The organism is Candidatus Protochlamydia sp. R18 (genome assembly GCF_000648255.1).
GTDB classification, from domain to species: Bacteria; Chlamydiota; Chlamydiia; order Chlamydiales; family Parachlamydiaceae; genus Protochlamydia; species Protochlamydia amoebophila.
Genome location: NZ_BASL01000684.1, coordinates 1 through 6840, shown reverse-complemented (window position 1 = coordinate 6840; position 6840 = coordinate 1). Strand labels below are relative to the sequence as shown.

2 protein-coding genes and 3 pseudogenes are annotated in these 6840 nt (G+C 33.9%); 2 read left to right on the top strand and 3 right to left on the bottom strand.

Features of this window, described 5'->3' with window-relative positions; genetic code table 11:
- Nucleotides 1-488 (top strand): annotated as a pseudogene (locus TY19_RS11680) (IS1 family transposase); the annotation flags it as partial.
- 681 nt (nt 489-1169) lie between these two features.
- Here the strand turns inward: TY19_RS11680 and TY19_RS26800 are convergent.
- Nucleotides 1170-1374, bottom strand: a pseudogene (locus TY19_RS26800) (CHAT domain-containing protein); the annotation flags it as partial.
- Between the two features lie 231 nt (nt 1375-1605).
- Between TY19_RS26800 and TY19_RS12785 the strand changes: the two are divergent.
- Nucleotides 1606-2431 (top strand): annotated as a pseudogene (locus TY19_RS12785) (IS5 family transposase).
- Between the two features lie 82 nt (nt 2432-2513).
- Here TY19_RS12785 and TY19_RS26795 read toward each other — a convergent pair.
- Nucleotides 2514-4958 (bottom strand): leucine-rich repeat domain-containing protein, encoded by a 2445-nt coding sequence (locus tag TY19_RS26795; RefSeq protein ID WP_445082247.1) that lies wholly within the window; start codon nt 4956-4958, stop codon nt 2514-2516.
- A 215-nt stretch (nt 4959-5173) separates the two neighbouring features.
- Nucleotides 5174-6412: a hypothetical protein gene (locus TY19_RS05215; RefSeq protein WP_042280727.1), complete on the bottom strand. Its 1239-nt coding sequence runs from the start codon at nt 6410-6412 to the stop codon at nt 5174-5176.
- Between the last annotated feature and the right edge of the window lie 428 nt (nt 6413-6840).

Below are 6840 nucleotides of genomic sequence, written 5' to 3'. Positions count from 1 at the left end.
ATCAATGATTTGCCTGAGGATTTAAATGCACAAGTCACATGTTGTGAGAAAGATGAATTGGAAGTGGCTAAACTTGAAGTAGATGAGCTATGGAGTTTTGTAGGAAATAAGAAAAATGATCAGTGGTTATGGCTTATCTTGCATAAAAAAAGTCGTCAAGTGCTTGCTAGGCAAGTGGGTCCTCGAGATAAAAAAACCGCTGAGCTTCTTTTTGCAAAACTACCCGAATCATTAAAAAAAAAGCCCTCTATTTCACTGATAAATTTAATGTCTATGATGAAACCATTCCTTGGAGTCAACATCAACCAGTTAGCAAGCAATCTGGTCAGACAAGCTACATTGAAAGATTTAATTGTACTCTCAGACAAAGATGTGCAAGACTTGTAAGGAAAACACTTTCATTTTCTAAAAAACTAACTAATCACATTGGGTTAATAAAATACTTTATTTGTGATTACAATAGGCAATTGAGAGCCTTACCTATTTAGCACTACCTAAGCGACTATAAAAAAGTAGTTTTATAGATAAAGGATTTACGGCGGTTTATTGCTTAATGAAATCTAAATCTTCTTTTTCTTTAGCTTTTGCTAAATCGCTTTTTAGAGAAATACAACAATTTTTTCTGCCATAATTTAGGTATATTCGGAACAGATGTATCAAGTTCTTTGAAACTGATGACAATAAAATTTTTTGTTAAAGGTTAAATTTCTATATTTTTAGTTTCAAATAAATGACCAAAAATCGCTGAAATTGGATCCTGTATAATATGCCCTTTACCCATCAGGACAATAACCCTACTCAGCATGACATGTTTTAGGATTACTAAAAAAAGTGTCTGTTTGTTTTTTACCTATGACTTGGTCAGATTTTGATTAATTGAGGGTCAAACCAAGCAAAGGTATAAGTTTATCTTTCAGATTTATTTTTCAATTAATCAATTGATTGGATTGAGTAGAAGATATAGCAGAGAAAATGCTTCCTTTTGCTTAGAATAGTGATTTTTTTAGTTGATAAAATGAAAGAATCGTAGTAGCGATTTGAAAAATACCAATTCAAGCAAAAATTAAACGAATTTTATTTAAAAATGAGATAAAATAATTTCTTAAATTGCAAAATTTTTGAGAAAAAACCGTAAAAATTTTTCTTAGTTTATTCACATAGTTCCGATAAAAAAAAGCTCCCCATACATGAGTTTTTTCTCGTTTTTTCTCAATCGCCATCAGCATGGCTTTTTGCAATGCCTGAGCCTTGTTTAATTTTTCTACCTCTATACCCAAAAGGTGGCAATAAAACGTGTCAACCATCTGAAGGGCAGATTACTATCCGGCAGCCCCAATAAGTCGCAACCTTTGACAATGCTCCTGCGGCAAGAAAGGGTCAGACGAGGCCAATGTTTCCTTTCGAGTTTTACTTCAGGTTTTGCGCCTGTCGATCCATTTGACTTATTTGAAAGTCCTTTGGAGCCAATTAGAGAAATACTATTTATGAAAAATCAATCTACATAATTTTCCCACTTTTGAGACTTGATAAACTTTAATAGAGTTCTTCTGAAACCTAAATTTTAATGTCGTTTAAGCTATTATATCACCAAAAATTTGAGGTGATATGAGATTTGAGAACACTAAAAACTTGAAACTAGAAGATTTCCGCCGTCTAACTGGGGTCAAATTAGAGACTTTTAAAAAAATGGTGGAGATGATAGAAGAAGCTCTCCGAGAAAAGAAGTCTAAGGGAGGTCGCCCAAACAAATCTTGTCCGGCTGATATGATCTTGATGACTCTGGAATATTTAAGAGAATATCGGACCTATTTTCACATTTCTACTAATGATGGGGTAAGTGAAAGTCATTGTGATGACAACATTCGTTTTGTTGAGAACACATGGATTAAAAGCGGGCATTTCAATTTACCTGGCCGCAAGGCGTTAATAAAAAGCGATGTCGAATAGGAAGTGATTTTAGTAGACACTCTGAGAGTCCTGTTGAAAGGCCAAAAAAAAGCAAAAACATGACTACTCAGGGAAGAAGAAACGACACACTCTGAAGACTCAGATGATTGCCAATAGAGCAACGACAGAAATCATCTGCATGAGCGATGGGAATGGAAAATGCCACGACTATCGCCTCTTTAAAAAATCAAGGACAGGAATTCATCCCGGAATAAAGGTGGCATTAGACACGGGTTATCAAGGCTTGCAAAAGGTACATACTCAAACGGTTTTACCCAAAAAGAAAAGTAAGAAAAATCCTCTGACAAAGGAAGATAAAAAGAGAAATACTGTTCTGGCTAAAGAACGTGTTCTTGTAGAAAACGTGATAGGAATGTTAAAGCGGTTCAAAATTATCTTAGATCGTTATCGAAATAGGAGAAAAAGATTTAGGTTACGCTTTAATCTTTTAGCAGGATTATACAATGATGAACTTAAAAATTAGGTTTCAGAAGAAGTCTAATATAACTTCATCCTTTATCTTCTTAGGACAGCTTACTTTTTATTTTTGGCCCCAGGTTTCTTCTTTATTGAAAATTTTTCCGCCTTAAAATTTTTAAATTGAGCGAAGCTGCTAAGTTTTTGAAACGCGTTAATCCAGCATCAGTAAGATTTTTACAATTACTCAGATCAAGATAATGTAAAGCTGTTAAGGGTGTCAAATGCGCTAATCCTGCATCCGTGAGGTCATCGCAATCGCTTAGATTTAGCCAACCTAAAGCCACTAAAGGTGCCAAATGCGCTAATCCTGCATCCGTGAGATTTTTACAATTACTCAGATAGAGGCACTTTAAAGCAACTAAGGGTGTCAAATGCGCTAATCCTGCATCCGTGAGGCCATCGCAATCGCTTAGATCTAGATAATCTAAAGCCACTAAAGGTGTCAAATGCGCTAATCCTGCATCCGTGAGATTTTTACAATTACTCAGATCTAAATGCTGCAAATCCATCAAGGTTGTCAAATGCGCTAATCCTGCATCCGTGAGATTTTTACAATTACTCAGATTGAGGCGCTGTAAAGCAACTAAGGAGGTCAAATGCGCTAATCCTGCATCAGTAAGATTATAGCATTCAATCAGATCTAAATGCTGCAAATCTATCAAAGGTGTTAAATTTGCTAATCCAGTATCCGTGAGATTGTTACACCTACTCAGATTGAGACGCTGTAAGGCCGTTAAGGTTGTCAAATGCGCTAATCCTGCATCCGTGAGATTTTTACAATTACTCAGATCTAAATGCTGCAAATCCATCAAGGTTGTCAAATGCGCTAATCCTGCATCCGTGAGATTTTTACAATTACTCAGATCTAAATGCTGCAAATCCATCAAGGTTGTCAAATGCGCTAATCCTGCATCCGTGAGATTTTTACAATTACTCAGATTGAGGCGCTGTAAAGCCGTTAAGAGGGTCAAATGCGCTAATCCTGTATCCGTAAGTTTTAGACAAAAGCGCAGATTGAGATACTCTAAAGCCACTAAGGGAGTCAAATGTGCTAACCCAGCATCCGTGAGTTTTAGACAAAAATACAGATTGAGATGCTCTAAATCTGTTAAGGATTTAAAATGCTCTAATCCTACACCAGTGAAATTACGGCAAAAGCTTAGATCTAAATGCTGTAAAGCCACTAAAGATGTCAAATATGCTAACCCAGCATCCGTGAGATTGTTACACCTACTCAGATTGAGACGCTGTAAAGCCGTTAAGGGTGTCAAATGCGCTAATCCTGCATCAGTAAGATTTTCGCATCCGCCCAGATTGAGACGCTGTAAAGCCGTTAAGGGTGTCAAATGCGCTAATCCTGCATCAGTAAGATTTTCGCATCCGCCCAGATTGAGACGCTGTAAAGCCGTTAAGGGTGTCAAATGCGCTAATCCTGCATCAGTAAGATTTTCGCATCCGCCCAGATTTAGATACTGCAAATCCACCAAGGTTGTCAAATACGCTAATCCTGCACCAGTGAGGTTAGGGCAAATTCTTAGACTTAGATACTGCAAATCTAACAGGGGTGTCAAATGCGCTAACCCAGCATCCGTGAGATTTTTACACCAATTTAGATCTAAATGTTGCAAAGCTACTAAGGGTGTCAAATGCGCTAACCCAGCATCCGTGAGATTGTTACACCAACTTAAATCTAAATGTTGCAAAGCCACTAAGGGTGTCAAATACGCTAATCCTGCATCAGTAAGATTTTCGCAAGATTTGAGATGGAGCACTTTTAAATTTTTACAATCTTTTAATGCTAAAAGATAGGCATCAGTCAAATAAACATTGTCTGAAAAATTGATTGATTCTATCTCATTTGAAAAGTGATTTATAATTCTTTCAAATTCTGTTAACTGAGAAATCTGGTTTAATAATGCACTCACAACGGTGAATTCTAAAAATTTCTTTAAAACATTTAATTGACATTGCTGCGCGAAATTTAAAAGCTCTTTTAATTCGACTAAACTCTCTTCACGGGAGCTAAAAGGTTCAAATCTCTTTGATTTGTACCCATCAATTAACTGCTCTTCTAAGTTTTTCACCACTTCTGTTAGTTCATAATAATCAGCTAGTTGAATGGCAGAAGTGATCTCTTCCAAAGGAAATTTAAAGTTAGCATCCATTAGGCAATCGAGTAGATGCTTAAATTCTTTTTGTGTCAAAGCAAGAGGATGTTGAAGGGTTTCTTGAAAATTCCCCGACCACAGATTTTTAAAATAAAGCGATTTTTCCTTTAACAAAGCTAGTTGAAAATGAGAAATGTTCAGAGAAGTTCCATCTTGAAAGCTCAGTTGAAATTCTTCAGATGAAGATGAAAAATCTAGAGTTTGAATTGTTGAAGGATCCATTTCTTCTGGATTAGCTACAGGGTCGACTAAGCGATTATCTTCATCCTCAAGGTGATTACTAATTTCTTGAGGTTGAGAGTAAGAAGAAGTCATTGTATTGACGAAGTAACTGTGACTAAATCCTAAATTAGAAATATTCAAAATGGATCACCTAAATGAGTTAAATAAATTTTAATTTATATATGTTTTAATAATATTATATATTGATAAAAATCATTTCAATAATAATAAAATAAAATAGGTAGTCATATGTAAAGGGAAAATTTAGTTTTATCAAGGGAATGCTATTAAAAAAATTAAGTAAGAATCAATCCAAAAAAACTATTAAATAAATAATTCAAAAAATCGCTGTTTCTCTAATTTTCTCGATGCTTGAGAGCATTGAAAATGCTAATGATTTTTTGCGTATAGTTCTTAACTTTATAAAGTATATTTAATTTATGTGTACTTTCGAGTGAAATTGTTTCTAAATCTGAAAGTTTTTTTTGAGTTTGTTCTAATAAATTTTGACGCTGCCAATTTTTTTTAGAAGAATAAATAAACGAAAAGGCAAAATATGATGTAACTAACAAAGCAATGGTTACCTCAATGATTCGTGATTTTGGCTGAATTAAAAAATTGGCTACTTCAACAAAACCTAATTCCCTAGCAATATTGGGAATGCCCCCTACAAATACAAACATGGAAGCAAATCCCCCCCAAATTGTGGGAGTAAGACCTAATAACAATTGATCAAAATTTCTTTTTATCCAAGGCAAAGAATTCATGGATCGATATCTAGGAATCCCATAAGCAGGATTTGTTAATACTTTAAGAAAAGGTAAACTAGGCATAATTTGGATTTGCCTATCGAATTTTTGCTTTGTGAGAGAGAGATTTTCTAAATATTTGACGTGTTTAGCAAAAGTTTTCTTGATGAGATAACAATTTTGTTGAATCTGTGTTTGATAAAATTCATAAGCAGAAGAATCTTGAACTTCATCCATACGTTGTTTAAGCGTCGTTTCTAAGTTTTCAAACCATTCATAAAATTCATTAATTTTTATAAATTTAAAAATTGGCTTTTCTTCATCAGAATCTTTAGCTGTTTTCAAAATAAAAATGGCTGAATTTAAATAATGAATTTGGGCATTTGCTTTTTCAGTAATTTTATCAATAATTGCTTGAAGAACACGCAGCTGTAAATTTAGCAAGCGTTGTTTATCAATCGCTAAAGATGCTTGTCTCTGTGTCATATTTAAACTGATAAATCCAATCAATCCACTGACAAAAAAAGCCAAGAGGGAAATTGTTGTTAAAACTTTATAGGATCCTAACCCGCATCCGATGCATCCTGATAAACCCATCCAAGCACCAAAAGTACTTGTCAGGATAGTATTGATAATCAGTGACATATTTCCAAATTTTTCGACTCTTGTAGCTAAAATCTGTTTTTTATGTTCCTCTCGAAGTTCTCCCCAGTTAAATAAATCCTCTAATTGGTGAGTCGTCAATAATGATTTTAAATGATCTTGACCTAAGGTAAGATGTTTAAAAAGTATTTGAAGTTGTGAGAGATCAAAGTCTTTTAAATGCTCCTTTTGTCTTTTTATCACTTTATATTCCTTTGGCATGTCTTATAAAGAAAAGCCTTTAAATCAAATTTTCGTTTTCAAATTGTAAACTAAAATTGAATATTTTTTCTTAAAGTAACTATTTTATGAGTATTGCCTCAAAAAATCTATTTAAAATATGTAGAAAATTTAAAACAACTTTCAAACAATATGTACGTATTTCAGTAAAGAAATTAGAATTGTATAAGAAAATATAGCATAAAATTAATTCAATAACTCAAAATATAATTTTTAATTTCTAAATGAAGATAAGTAAGCTTTTTAAAAGCAAATGTAAAATATGATTGTCTCCACAATGGAAAAAATTCCTTTATTGAACCTGTAGTGCTCCCCAAATAAACCGGACCATCTGGCTTGCTTCTCTAAGATATAGGAGTAAGACTAGATTTATGACTAATTGTAAATTAATT